Genomic DNA, 13919 nt, shown 5'->3' with positions numbered 1-13919 from the left:
AAAATCTCGCAGCGTGCTTGCCACGCACAAATCCCTTGTCCGCTTTTTGTCATTATCGGGCTTGACCCGATAATCCGTTGAAAATTTTCATTAGACTGCTAACCGAGTTTGCTATGCAAACATCGCATTGCCAAGAACTGCAATGGCAACCTTGTTAAGTTAGTAAGCCGTTTTTTCAAAAACTCGACATTCGCCCTTATAAATCATTTTTATTTTTCTATTATAATCTTTTATTTCCAGTTTTTTCATTAGAAAATGTAAAATCAAAAATAAGAAAACGCTTATTTTTATTAAATTTTTCAGTTCAAAAAAAAGTATTTTTTAACATTTTGTAGTAACTTTATAATGACTGAAAATTGTGATATTATCTAAACAAACTTGCCTGTATTCAGATACATAAAAATCTGATGGGAGATGTTTTATGGCATTCGACATCATTACTAACAGCACGGAATTTGACAAAGATATTCTGTTAAATCAGTTTTTTGCCACATTTGGAGAAAATTATACCCAGCAGGAAAAAGACTTGTTTACACAAGCATGGAACTTTCTCTGCGAAAAAACATCTGCTCTAACACGTTCCTGCGGAAAACCATATCATCTGCATCCAATGCGCGTCGCTTCAATTCTGGCAGAATCAAAAATGGACGGAGAATGTATTGTCTGCGGTCTTTTGCATTCAATTTTTGAAATTCCAGACATAACAACAAAAGAAGTCGAAGACAAATTCGGAACAGTCATCGAAAGAATTGTTTATGACACTTCAAGAATCACTGGCATGAAAATCAATGCAAGCTCAATCCAGCAAGCGGACAATATCCGAAAAATGCTCTTTGCAATGATTGACGATGTTCGCGTAATCCTCGTAAAACTTGCCGACCGTCTTGACCGCATGCGCCACCTAAAATCTATCGAAGAAAAAAAACAGCGCCTTGTTGCGGCTGAGGTAATCGACATTTGGGCACCGCTTGCCGACCGTCTTGGTATGCAAACTATGAAAAACGAGCTTGAAGATTTAAGCCTAAAATATTCAAACCCGGACGTTTTTCAGCAAATTAAGGCGATTGTAAATCAAAAACAAGGAGAACGCGCCTCTTACCTCGACAAAGCAGTTCAATCAATCTACAAGGCCTCTGAAAAAGCAGGAATAAAAGTGACTGTTTCGAGCCGGGCAAAACATTTTTATTCAATCTACAAAAAAATGCAAAAACGCAACGTTCCGGCAGCCCAGCTCTACGACCTTCTTGCACTGCGTGTAATCTGCCAGACAAATGCAGAATGTTACACTTTGATTGGAATTGTCCACGGACTATGGAAACCAATGGAAGGACGTTTTAAAGATTACATTGCCATGCCAAAGGCAAACGGCTATCAGTCGCTCCATACAACTGTCATGTGCGAAGGCCGGCCTCTCGAAATCCAAATCCGTACTAAAGAAATGCATGAACAAGCAGAACACGGTGTTGCGAGCCACTGGCTTTACAAAAAAGGCACAAATCACGACAAAGTCGATATAAGCAATCTCGGAATTTTCAATCAATTGCAGACTCTCAAAAATGAAAAACTCTCGGACGAAAGTTTTTTTGCTGAATTAAAAGGAGAACTGCTTTCTGACGAAATTTTCGTATTCACTCCAAAAGGCGATGTCATTCATCTTCCAGCTGGAAGCAACGCAATTGACTTTGCATACTGCGTACATTCAAAAATTGGAGAAAAAATTGTAGGCGCAAAGGCAGATGGAAAAATAATTCCTCTCACACAGCCGCTCAAAAACACACAGATTATCGAAATTATTACAAATCCGCAGGCTCACCCAACAGAAAGCCAGTTAAAATCTGTACACACGTCAAAAGCCCGTTCCAGAATCCACAGCTGGCTTGTAACAAACGATCCTACTTTTGTGGACAAGGCGGCAGAAGCTCAGAGAGCAGCAGATTTAGCGGCAAATAACGAAAGAGCGCGCTCAATCCAGGAAGAAAAAAAGAAAAAACGTTCCGTAAATCCGAAATTTGCAGAAAAAAAGATTGATGAACGTTACACTGGCGAAGTAAAAGTCGATGGAATGAAAAACGTATTCTACAGACTTGCAGGCTGCTGCCGTCCAAAACCGGGCGATGTAATCGTAGGATACTCAAGCACCCGCAACGGAATCATGGTTCACAGGGCAGACTGTCTTACCTTCCAACGAATCGAAAACATTGAGCACAGAATGGTCGATGTTTCATGGGCTGTAAGGGAACTGCCTCAAAAAAAAGTGTAAATCTGCAAAAAAATCCCCTGCATCGAGTTTTTTAATAATGCTCTGGCAGGGCTTAATTTTACAAAACTTTTAGCGTCCTGTATAACGCATCTGGCCTTCAACAAAATCCGGATTTTTTGTGCGGATTATTGTTCCAACAGAAATTTTTGCTTTTGTATAAATCGCACAGTCGTGGTCTGGATTTACCCAGTCAAGGATTGTGCCGTTTTTTGGATTTACAAAAATGTAGTCGTTTCCGCACAGTTTTTCTGACAGAATATCCGGGCTTACAAGTTCCAAATCAGTTCCTTTGTCCGTTTTGTTGAGAGACTCGTAAAGATAAAGCCTGTATCCGTCAATTTTTTTAACAGAGTGAACAACTTTTTCCGGATGCTCTTCAAGGTCTTTTTCTACAGCGGAGCGCATGCGCGGATCCATTTCTTCAAGTTCTTTCTGGCGTGCTTTTTCGAGTTCTTCGCCATTTTTAAAGACTTTTTCCAAGTCGCTTCCGGTAATTTCTTCAATAATAGAACCTGCCATATCATAAGGGCTGTCGCTTGCTCCAACTGTAGTCTCGTCAGCATGAGCACGGCTGTAATAAAAACCAGTTGTACTTTCGCGGTGAGGAACTTCTTTTAAACTTGAAATAAAAGGAGCCGCTTCTTCAGCAGAAATTTTTCCTTCGAGGGCATCGAGCGCTTTTCGGTAAGCACGTGTAACCATCGAAACGTAATAAATCGACTTCATTCGTCCTTCAACCTTGATTGCATCGACTCCGGCCTTTTTCATATCAGCAAGATGATCAATCATGCACAAGTCTTTTGAAGAAAGAACTGCTGTAAAGTCGTCGCCTTCAAAAACAGGAAAATATTCTCCCGGACGTTTATGTTCCTGAAGAACAAGGTTTCCGCTCTGGGCAAGAGCTTTTGCCTGAGACTGAGTTAATTTTGTCTGAGTTCCATCTGCGCAAGAAAAAGAAGAGACAGCTTCGAGAAGATTTACAGTTTTTCCGTCAGAAAGGCGGAATTCAGGATTTTTAATGCCAACGTCAAAATCCCAGCGGCAGGACTGCGAACAAAAGCCCGACTGCGCGCTGCGGCCTGTAAGATAGGCGCTCATAAGACAACGCCCAGAATATGCAATACACATTGCGCCGTGAGCAAAACATTCAAGCTCAACATCAGGATTTGCATCTTTGATTTCACGAATTTCGTTCAAACTTGTTTCGCGTCCGAGAACAACTCTTTTAAAGCCGATTCTATTGTACATTTTTACGGCTTCTTTATTCATGCAGCTGGCTTGAGTTGAAAGATGAAGATGTGCTTTTGGAAAATTCTTTTGCAAAATGTCAACCATTCCCAAATCTTGCACGATAAATGCATCTATCGGATACTGCTTAAAATAATCAAGGTTGTCCAAAAAAGCTTTTATGTCCTGATTATGAAAAGCAATATTCAATGCGCAAAAAAGTCTTTTTCCAGGAAAGCGTTTTTTTAATTCAATTACGCGGTTGTATTCGTCTTCGTAAAAATTGTCGGCTTTTACTCGCAATGAAAATTTTTTAAGTCCAATGTAAGCCGTGTCTGCTCCGTAATTATACGCATAAGACAATTTTTCGATATTTCCAGCAGGGCAAACCAATTCCATCGTTATAAACCTTCCTTAATTTTTTGTACTGTAAAAAGCCGTCCGATTTTTTCAACGGCAAGATGCGATTCTTCAAAATATTCATCCGCAAGCTGAAACATTGCCGGCATATTTTTCCAGACATCCAAAGTGCATTTTCCGCCTGCTTCAAGAAGAATTCTTTCCATTCGTTCAGCGTCATCAAGCAAAAACTCATTTTCTCCCATTTGAATATAAACAGGAGGAAAAAAACGAAGCTGCTCTTCTGTAGCGCGAAGCGGAGAAACAAAAGGAATGTTCCGGTTATTTTGGAAAGTGTACATTTCTGCGGCACGGAACATTGATTCTGCGGTATAAAGCTCATCGCAAACTTTTTTTTCTGTAAACTTTTTAGAATCAGCCCCAAGATCAAGCCAAGGACTAAAAAGAACGATTTTTGAAATCGAAGAGCGGAGTTTTTCAGAAAGGCTCAAAACAAGACCAAGCGCAATCGAAGCGCCGGAACCGTCAGCCATTATAATTATTTCTGATTTTGAATCGTCGGGATTTTTTGAATTATCGTATTCAAGTGAATTTGCAACAAGCTCTTCAGTATAAATCGTCTTAAAAACATTTTGAACATCTTCAAGAGAAGCAGGATAAGCGTGGGTCGGAGCAAGCCGAAATTCCGGGACAACAGCACGAGCGCTTGCAGCAGAAGCAAGAGAAGCGGCAAAATTACGGTAAGCCTGCTTTGAACCGCCGACAAAGCATCCGCCGTGAATATAAAGAATTATCCGTTTTGTAATGTAAATTTCCGGCAAAAAAAAATCGCAGCTAACTCCGCCATAAGAACGTTCTGAACATTCAACGTTGTTTGGCAAGATTGAATTTGTAAAAACTGAATCAAATTTCGCTCTAAACGATTTTACATCAGACTTTAACGAGAAAAATAAATTTTTCAGTTTTTTTAATGCGGCTTTACGATTTCCGGAAAGATTCATAATAGAATAGCACAATAGCATAATATTAAAAATTTTGCTACAGTTAAGGCTATGCCAATAAAAATTCAAAGCGACTTGCCGGCACGCACAGTGCTAGAAAACGAAAATATCTTTGTAATGACGGAAAACCGAGCCGCCGCACAGGATATTCGTCCTCTAAAAATAGCAATCGTCAATTTAATGCCGACAAAAGAAACAACAGAAACACAGCTTTTACGGCTTTTGGGAAACACTCCTCTTCAAATAGACATTTCGCTTGTCAGAATGGAAAATCATGCTGCAAGTCATGTAAGTTTAGAGCATCTTGAAAAATTCTACATTCCGTCGAGCGACATTTTTAAAAACAAGTACGACGGTCTTATAATTACTGGCGCACCTGTCGAACAAATGCCGTTTGAAGATGTCGATTACTGGAATGAGCTTTGCGACATCATGGACTATGCAAAAAAGAACGTCTTCAGCACGCTTTACATCTGCTGGGGAGCGCAGGCAGGACTTTATCATAATTACGGCATAAAAAAAGTTCAGCTCGAAAAAAAAGCATTTGGCATAATTCCAAACCACAAAGTTACAGAAAATGACCCTCTCTTGCGCGGATTTGATGATATTTTTCCAGTTCCGACAAGCCGCCATACAACTGTCAGCCGAAATTCAATCTTAAAAGTAAAAGATTTGACCGTTTTAGCAGAAAACCAGGAAAACGAAATTACTCTCTGCAAAAGTTCAGACAACCGCTCGATCTTTATGATGGGACATCTTGAATATGACACAGAAACCCTTTCAAAAGAATACTGGCGCGACAAAAACAAAGGACTACCGATAGAAATTCCTTTAAATTATTTTCCAAAAAACAATCCTGAACAAAAGCCTTACAACATTTGGAGAAGCACAGCGCATTTATTTTTCAGCAACTGGCTAAACTATTACGTTTACCAAGACACGCCATACGATCTCGAAAAAATTTAGCATTACCAAAACTTTGTCATTAAAAAAAACTGCAACTTTCGGCCTTTAAAAGGAGAGTTGCGGCAAAGAAGTCTGGCTGCTATTTTTCTACATGAATCCAAGTTAATTCGTGTTTATTGTAATGAAGGTGGACAACCCGGCTATTTGGAATATCGGCAAACTTTTTTACAAGCTCCCAGTCGATTTCGCCTTGCATTTTTATCGTGCAAATCATATTTTTTGTGCGGCCGCTTTCCAGCCAAAGACTTATCCATTCAAAAAGACGCTCAGGATAGCAAATTACATCGCTAAAAACCCAATCAAGTTTTTGACAGTCAAGTTCTGCGCAAACCTCTTCCGGTTTTAAAGTAAAAGCATCGTGTGCCAAAAATTTTACGTGGGAATCTTCCATAAGTGAAGGAACAAGTTCGGCCCGGTCAACAGCAAAAACGTCCGCTCCAAGACCGCGCAAAACCCAAGTCCAGCCGCCAGGACAGGCGCCAGCTTCAAAGCATTTTGAGTTTTTTCCGGGAAGCTCAGCTCCAAAAAAATGATGGGCCAGTGTCAGACTTTCCTGGATTTTAAGATATGCACGGCTCGGAGGATTTTCGTGATCTTCTACAAAATTTATAAGTCCGGCAGGAATTGAGCTCGAAGTTACAGCTCCTGCAAAAATCGTCTTTTCGTCAATTAAAGTGTAAAGGCCCATTGGCGACTTTGGGATTTCGAGAGAAAAATGTTTTTCGCCGTTTTCTTCATCAACCTTAAAAAAATTCTTGTCCTTTAAATTGATGTAAGGAAGCTTTTCTTGAATTAAAGCTCCGCGTCTAAAAAATTGATACTGATAAGGCGCCCAATTCCTCTGAATTTCTTTTAGAGCGCGAGATGCTTCTCCTATTGATTCAAAACGAAGCAAAAACGGCTCTGTCAGGGCAACGCTCGCCCAATACGGCAAATCTCCGTTTTTTGCAGATTTAGTTTCTGGTCTGGAATCCACGCAAAAATCAGGACAATAAAGCAAATCGCCAAACCACTGGCAGTTTTTGCTGGCAAAAGCAGAACCCGAAATTGTCGCGGCAGAAAGAATTTTTCCATAATTAAAACGTCTGGAAAGTTCAGAAGCAAGGAGATTTTTACATTCAGGAAACGCAAGAAAAGCAGTTCCTTCTAATTTTGTTATACAAACTGGCATGTGTCACCTTGAGGCATTATTCCATCGAATTTTTCAACCATTTCTTCTTTTTGACGCTGCAAAATATAAGATTGCAACGCTTCAGAATCCAAAGAATGAAGAAAAAGGAATCCAGCTTCGGAAGAACCGTCGTCTTTTTGATTGAACCACTGCGGATGGCACATTAAAACTAGGGCATCTTTGCCAGCGCGAGAAAGCCGAAAATGAATTTCGTAATCATTTTCCATATTGATTGAAACAGGCGCGTCATAATGAATTTTACAGCCACTCAAACTAATATCTTCGAGAGCGCCTGCAACAGGAGAAATCTCAGTACATTCGGCACGTCCAAAATCATTAAAGCGGATATTTTTTCGAAAATTTAAATCCATGTTTGTAAGATTATGAACAATAAAAAAATTAAGGTCAAGGAATGTTTTTTTATAAGCCAAAAATGTTCTTTTTGTAAAAAAAACTTACGCCGGGCTGCAGCAGCGCGAAGCGTTAAAAAAGCGGATTATGAAAATAATTCGCTTTTTTAATGGAGCGAAAAGCGGAACTGCGAAAGACCGGTTTGACAGTTCAATGCCGTCCAAATTTTTATTATTTTTATTCTTTTACGCACAAAACTTTTCGTGTTTCGTCAATTCCAGGACCAACAACGCGCACAAAATAAAGTCCGCGCGCTACTGGTTTTGAGGCGTTGTTTGTTCCGTTCCAGCGGTAATAATGTGTTCCGGAGTCTACGCGTCCGTGATTTAGGCGTTTTACAATGTTTCCGTCGACAGTCATGACAAAAACATTGAGATTTCCGCCTTCCGGCACATTTACCTCCAGCACGGTCTGCTCCCGCGCGTTTACGTTTATCACGTTGTTTAGAATTGTAACACCACCGCGCTGCTGCTTTATGTTTTTTATCTTGAACGACCACAAATCGACAAATGAAAAATTGCCGGCATTTATTTTTTCAAGCGGCATTTTGAGCGCATAAAGAGGAACAAGAGGAGAAGGATTTGCCGAACCGCCTGTAAAATCGTCTGCGTCGTTGTCGAGCAAAATGTCGTTTCCGTCCGCGTCTGTAAATTTGAACAAAAATTGAATCTCGTCTCCGCTATTAAAATCGTAATCTTCGTTTTTGAGAGTGTAATTCCACAAAATTCCGTTGCCGCCGTCCGCACTTTCCGGAAAATTTTCGCTCATAACAGAAGAATTCGGCTGAGTTGCAACTGCCTTTAGCGAAGTTGGAAGCCAAACCCGCCAGTCTGTTCCAAGCAAAAGGTTTATTTTGTCGCTTATCATTTCTGAAGAAAGGGCTGATTTTTTTGAAGGCACGAGTAAAAATCTTCTGTCAGATTCCATTTCGCCGTTTATTTTTATCTGGAGAGTAATATCGCGCTGTTCGAGAAGCGCATCGTAAATTCCTTGTTCCGCCGAAAAATCGTGAACAGTGTAGCCGCTAGAAACAGAAGCCTGGTTTTGGCCGTAAATGCCTTTTTTGTTCCAGTCGTCATTGTCTTTTGAGTCTGCATAGGCATAAAGAACGTCCAGCGCGTTTACTGCAAAATCGCTCAGAGCGTGTCCTGAATTTTCAGTCATGTAGTTTCCTAAAAAGTCGTGGATTTTTGTGTCTGCGACAGCAAGCCCAAGTCCATCTTCAACTTTTTGCGAATTATAGCCAACATTTCTGAGCCAAAGGTTTTCTACGTCTAAAAGATTTATTGTTTTTTCGAGGGTGAACAAAAGCGCCGTGTATTCGTCCGAAGAAGAAACATATTCTGCTTTTGTAATTGCGTTTTCTTCGGCGGAACTTCCTGCGGAAGAACCTTTTTTTACCAAAATAAAACTTTCTGCAATCTGCGACAATGCTTCGTTCAACTCCGCTTCGCTCAAATTTTTGAAAAATGTGTTTTCGTTTCCAAAAGCCAGCTGTTTTGAAAAAATCGCATAAATTTTATTTTCGCCAATCGGGGCAAGAGTCATGACAATTGAAGGAGGAGTTACATCGAGAGATATAAATTTTGTTTTTTGCGTGTATGAACCTGAAAGAAGATTGCCGGCAAGATCCGTTATGTAACTGTCTTGAGGAGCGTAATAAAGTTCAAAAGTTGCCCGAAGAGCGAGTTTTTTGTCTTTCAAAGGAAGACGAATATAAAGTCCGTCGGCTTGAGTTTTTATATGCTGTTCTTTAAAAATATTTCCGTAAACGACAGGAGAAATGTCGGTTTCGCCTTCAAACGAAAATTCTCCTGTTTCGGCTTCGGTTCCAGAATTGTCAGATTTTTTTATTTTGTAAGAGAAATTTGAATTTGCATTTTTAAGAGAGCAAAGCCTTATTCCGCCAAAAGTTTTTGAATTTGCAAAACTGTCGTCCGGACGCGCACCGCCACGATTTTCTGGCAATTTTCCGTCTTCGTTCCAGCCTTTTCTTGTCCGCCACCACGAATTCCATTTTTGAGCCTGAGTTTTGTCGTTGTCGAAAAAATGCACTTCGATAAATTTTAAAGTCGTGTCCGAAGCCGTGTTTGAAGTTCCCAAAATTTCGTACGAATCCTGTTCTTCTCCCAAAGCCCAGCTGTTCCATGAAGTTTCAGACTTTATTACTGGAGCAACAACAGGACAAAGAACGTCCCATTCACCGTAAAGAGAGTCAGTTTTAGAAACGTCTTTTTCTCCGTCTGACGGATAGTTATTTATTGTCAAAACCTGCAGCTTGTGGTTTGTTTCCGTACCTTTTGAATCAATTCTGTTGCCAAAAAGATCGCTTATTGCGGAATTTTCGAGAGAATGAACAATTCCTGTTGGGGTTTCTGCTTTTTGAATGCAACCCGGCCAATAAAGATATTCGCCGTTAAAAGAAGGATTCAGACTGTCGGTAAAACTTACAGTTCCGTTCGTCCACCCGGCAATGCTCAAACGAACGCGATGAGTCTGAATGCTGTCTTCTTCTCCGGCTTTTGTGCTAAAAAGACGGTAAAGCGCATGAGGCGAATCTGAGTCATCTTTCGAAAAAGCGAGCAATTTTCCGTTTTCAATTGAAGCAAAACCATTGACGATAAGCCCGTTGCCATTTTCGTCTTGAGTTCCGCTTCCTGTAGTTTTGCCAAAATTTTCGGTTGCACGGATATTAGAATCTCCGCCTTCGCTCCGTAAAATTGTGCCATCGTCAAAAGCAATGTTCACCGCTTCCGAATATCTAAATTCAATAAAATTGTGAGAATCGTAAGACTTTTGCTCCGAGGCTTTTCCGTTCGTGTGAAGCTCCTGTCCAGTGTAAACTGCAATCAAAACAGGACTTGCCCGGTCTTCCGTCAGAGTATACCGCTCTGGCACAGAACCATCTTTGTTTCCAGCTCCGTAATTTTCGCACATTGTGTGTCCGTCAGCAGAAGTAAAAATTCCTTCCAAAAAACTCAAATCCGTCGTTAAATTTTTATGAACGCCTTTTCGGTCTGTAGAATCAACCAGAGATTTTAAAGCCGAACTGCACGCCAAAGTTCCAGTCGCATCTGTATTCCATGAATTTTGACCTTTTAAATAAAAACTGCTCACATCTCCGTCTGCAGCCGTCAATTTTTCTGCACAATCAGAATCAGAATAAACACCTTCGAAATTTTCTGAACCGTTAGAATATTTGAGTCCTGCAATATTTTCTGCAATTTCGCCATTCGAGTTTTCAAGCGGCAAGTCAAATTCAACAAAAATTACATCGTCGTAAACCGAGTATGCTTTTTTAATTTTTGGAACGGCAAACTGAACATTTGAATTCTGCAAACCGTTCTCGCAATTTTGAGAATCCGCTCCTGCCGCAAGCCATCCGCCTTTGACCGTTGTTTTCGTTATTTTTGAATTGAATGCAACCGCATAAGGAATTCCCCATTGATTTTTTGTAACAGTGGAACTTGAATTGAACTGCGGATTTGATGCGGAATTGTCCGGAATTTTTAATTCAAGACCTTCTATATCAAGTCCATTTGCATAAAAATTTTTTGAAACTTCAAAAATTGCGCCATTTACAGAAAGCTCCGCCCCGATTCCGCTTTCTTTATATTTAAAAATTGATGAATCTGTATCGTCCCAAAAATATGCAAACCGCGAATTTTCTTCCGCAGAAAAACGAGAGTCATTTTTAGAATAATTTTTTCCAAAAGCGGCAAAATTGCCAGTTTTGAGAGTTTTTCCGCTTGCAACGGTCAATTTGCCGGAATAAAAGAAAACGTCTTTAGCCTCGAGTTCTGACTTTAATTCAAAAGAATTTTCCAACGAGCCGTCCGAAAAATCTAAAACCAAAGCAGTTTCATTTAATTCAATTCTGCCATTTTTGCACTGCCAGTTTCCAGAAATTCCAGTATTTTCCGAAAGGATTTTTACTCCGCCAGCACAATTAAAAACTTGCTCGCCAGAAGAAATATAATCAGCACAAAAAAGTTCCGCAGAATCCGCAGTCAACGAAAGAGCGCCGGCAACGTCAAAACCAGAAAATACAACGCCAGAAACATTTGCGCCATCAGCCCAGGCCTTTATTTCAAGCCCAGACCGAGCCGTAACCTTCCCAGAATATTTTTGATTTCCAACAGAAAAAACTTTTTGAACAGGCTCTGCGCTCGAAAAAATTGCATTTTCTAAAACAATGATTGCTCCGAGCGGCGTTGTGCTGCCGACATTCCCTGCAACTTCGAGTGTTTTTGTTATTTCTAGTTCTAAAAATCCGTCAATGGAACTTTTGCAAAATGCGCTGGCGTCTATTTTTAATTTTTTATTCTCTGAACTCAAGCCACCTTTTACATAAACTGCTTTTTTGTCCGTCAAAACAGCATCGGAAGCCGCAAAAACGGATTTTTCATAAAACTGACCGCAAACAATTTCTTCAAAAGTTTTTGTTTCCGTCGTCGTCACATCTCCATTCAATTTTACAGGACATTTCGCGTTCAAAGTTTTACATTCTGCGCCGCCAGAAAGAACACAACCGTCAGAATCACCGTTTATCACGGCATTTCCAACCTTAAGCAAAGCGACAGTTCCATTAAAATCATTCTGACCAAAAAAACTTAAATCTCCGCAGTTTTTTATATTCACCTCATCAGAAAAAATATTTTTTTCAGCAAAAACCAAATTTCCGCAGTTTTCAACATTCACCGCGCCCAAAAAAACATTCTCCGCTCCAAAACTAAAATCTCCACTCGTTTCAACAAAGACTTCTTTTAAAACCTTGATTTTCTGTGAAGTTTTACCGCGGCCTGTAATTTTTAAATTTTCGTATTCAAAATAATCAGCGCCGCTTCCATTCCAAACAAAATCCGAAAAATCTCCATAATATTCAACAGTGCTGTCCGAACCGTTGATCATTTTTGCCGAAATTATCTGACCTTCGCCCTTTAACCGCAAAGTTCCGTTATTTGTAAAATTTTCTGCGCAAGTTACACTAAAATTTTGCAAATCAATTGCCGCGTCTTTATTTACAGTAAGACTTTTTAAGTTAACGTCTTTTTCGAGCGTCAAAATATAAGGAGAACTTAAGCTAGAGTTTCCCTTTGCAACGACAATTTCGCTTTTTCCGCCATCAACCGAAGGAAAAACAGAAGCCGAATAATTTCCCTCTTCGTCGTAAGCCCAGTTTGACGAATTTGCCCAGTTTGAGTCAGATTTTCCAAGCCAAAAATATTTGTGCGAAAACCAAGTTTCAGAAGTCGGGCTGTCCGGCACAGAATCTTTGACAGTTTTGTCCGAAGGAATCAATCCGAGAAGTTTTTCTTCCGATGAGCCGACAGAAACTACAGAAACAGACTTATCGATTATTGAATATTTAAAGTTTTCTGAAACCGGATTTTCCGAAAAAACCGCATACCACTTCTCTTCACTAGAAGAATCCAACACAGAAAGAGAAAGAGTAACCGTATTTTCAGAGCTTGAACCTTTCAGCTCCATAGAAGAAAATGATTGATATGAACCATTTTTAAATTTTACAGTTGATGCAAGAGTTTCCGCCTTAACAAAAAACTTTTTGCTAAAAGTATTGTTTCCGTAAAACTCAACAATTCCGCAATTTTCAAGGTTTACAGTATTTTTAAAACCGTTTTTTTCGATAAAAATTAAATTCCCGCAGTTTTTTGCAATTACAAGATTGTCAAAAGTATTTGCCCCCTTAAAAATCAACTCGCTGCAATTTTCAAGTTTTACTTCTCCAGAAAAAACATTGTCTCCATAAATTTCTGCATTTCCGCTCACATAAAGTCCAAAATTTCCGTTCAAGCCGCCGTAAAAAAATGTTTTTCCGCTATTTTTAGTATTAACGCTGATTATTCCAGAAGAATTAGACAGGCTTACCTTAACAGGAGAAGTTTCGCTTCCAAAAAAAATGCTGCCGGACTCAGAAGAAAGATTCGTCCACCATCCGATTTTTACGCTGTCTTCACTGCCATTAAAATGAATATCGTTTTTCGCATAAACATAAATACTTGAGTTCAAAACCGCATTTGAATTAAAAACAATGTCTTTTGCCGCAGAAACACTTGAGTTCAAAACCGCATTTCCGTTAAAAACCAAATTGTTCACATCTATTACGGAACCGTCAAGTTCAATTTCGCAAGCCGTTGCTGTAGTTCCACCAAAATAAACAGTGCCGTTTCCAGACGCGCTTCCTTTTATGCCGCCTTTAAACGAAATATTGTTTTCTGCCGAAAAAACAATATCGTCCGCAGCCAAAACCACATCTTTACTAAAAGTTAAAGTTCCGCTTGTATAAAAATCGCCAAAAGCAGTAACAGAACCGCTTACTGACAAATTCTTAATTTTTTCGTTATTAGAAGCGCTTACTTTCGAGCCAACAGTCCCCTTAAAAACGCAGTCGCCAGTTATCGAAACATCTTTTTTTGAATCCTTCGAACGGCTTACTAGATTTCCTTCAAAAGTAACTTTAGAGCACTCAATCTTCACATCTGCATTTACAAGAACATTTCCG

At 39.7% G+C, this 13919-nt stretch carries 7 protein-coding genes; 2 read left to right on the top strand and 5 right to left on the bottom strand.

The features are described from left to right. Positions 1 to 421 precede the first annotated feature (421 nt). A complete protein-coding gene (locus B2X33_RS07425; RefSeq protein WP_296668734.1) occupies positions 422 to 2260 on the top strand; it encodes a RelA/SpoT family protein in 1839 nt (612 codons plus the stop codon). A 69-nt stretch (positions 2261 to 2329) separates the two neighbouring features. Here B2X33_RS07425 and B2X33_RS07420 read toward each other — a convergent pair whose 3' ends face one another. Together B2X33_RS07420 and B2X33_RS07415 are read right to left on the bottom strand one after the other, a co-directional pair. Further along, positions 2330 to 3886, bottom strand: a complete 1557-nt coding sequence (locus B2X33_RS07420; RefSeq protein ID WP_296668732.1) for a peptidase U32 family protein — start codon at positions 3884 to 3886, stop codon at positions 2330 to 2332. A gap of 2 nt (positions 3887 to 3888) precedes the next feature. Then, positions 3889 to 4848 (bottom strand): alpha/beta hydrolase fold domain-containing protein, encoded by a 960-nt coding sequence (locus B2X33_RS07415; RefSeq protein ID WP_296668729.1) that lies wholly within the window; start codon positions 4846 to 4848, stop codon positions 3889 to 3891. A 51-nt stretch (positions 4849 to 4899) separates the two neighbouring features. Between B2X33_RS07415 and metA the strand changes: the two genes are divergently transcribed. Beyond that, positions 4900 to 5814, top strand: a complete 915-nt coding sequence (metA, locus tag B2X33_RS07410; protein WP_296668727.1) for a homoserine O-acetyltransferase MetA — start codon at positions 4900 to 4902, stop codon at positions 5812 to 5814. A gap of 79 nt (positions 5815 to 5893) precedes the next feature. On the opposite strand, the gene B2X33_RS07405 is transcribed toward metA, so the two are convergent. The 3 genes from B2X33_RS07405 to B2X33_RS07395 form a co-directional block, all read right to left on the bottom strand. Next, the gene (locus B2X33_RS07405) at positions 5894 to 6985 is read right to left on the bottom strand and encodes an SAM-dependent methyltransferase (RefSeq protein WP_296668725.1); all 1092 of its coding nucleotides are present in this window, start codon (positions 6983 to 6985) and stop codon (positions 5894 to 5896) included. Beyond that, complete coding sequence (locus B2X33_RS07400) at positions 6970 to 7416, bottom strand: PilZ domain-containing protein (protein WP_296023055.1); 447 nt, start codon at positions 7414 to 7416, stop codon at positions 6970 to 6972. Before B2X33_RS07400 ends, B2X33_RS07405 begins: the two co-directional genes overlap by 16 nt. Before the next feature lie 157 nt (positions 7417 to 7573). Continuing rightward, positions 7574 to 13894, bottom strand: a complete 6321-nt coding sequence (locus tag B2X33_RS07395) for a flagellar hook assembly protein FlgD (protein ID WP_296668722.1) — start codon at positions 13892 to 13894, stop codon at positions 7574 to 7576. Positions 13895 to 13919: the final 25 nt, after the last annotated feature.

Origin of the sequence: Treponema sp. UBA785 (assembly GCF_002297065.1) — a bacterium.
Taxonomy (GTDB): domain Bacteria; phylum Spirochaetota; class Spirochaetia; order Treponematales; family Treponemataceae; genus Treponema_D.
Note: the sequence above shows the minus strand (reverse complement) of the source record. Positions and strands in the feature narration are given on the sequence as shown.